We start from the raw sequence: 304 nt of genomic DNA, 5'->3' as shown, positions 1-304 counted from the left end.
CGCATGATCAACTCGAAGAACACCAAGTTCTGGGTTCAGGCGGACATGCATGCAACCGGCGCAGCGCAAGCTCAGCACGTCGTCGATAACACCAAGGACGGCGACACGCTGGTCATGTTGAAAGGCTCGCCAACCGACCCGAATGCAGCGGTGATCGCTGCCGGTCAGATGTCGGTCCTTGAGCCACTCTTCACTTCCGGCGCCCGCAAACTTGGTTACGAGAACTGGACGCCCGGTTGGGATCCGGCAATCGCCCGCCGGTCGATGGACCAGGCGCTGACCCAACTCGGCAACAATGTGCAGG

The 304-nt window shown here is 60.9% G+C and carries 1 protein-coding gene; it reads left to right on the top strand.

Going from position 1 to position 304, the window contains the following annotated elements; genetic code table 11:
• Positions 1 to 304: substrate-binding domain-containing protein (locus SB749_RS19115; RefSeq protein WP_410711691.1), on the top strand; the 304-nt coding region annotated here is incomplete at both ends.

Origin of the sequence: Brevibacterium sp. SIMBA_078 (genome assembly GCF_046534565.1) — a bacterium.
Classification (GTDB): domain Bacteria; phylum Actinomycetota; class Actinomycetes; order Actinomycetales; family Brevibacteriaceae; genus Brevibacterium.
The sequence above is the reverse complement of the archived record's forward strand: the minus strand, read 5'-3'. Positions and strand labels throughout refer to the sequence as shown.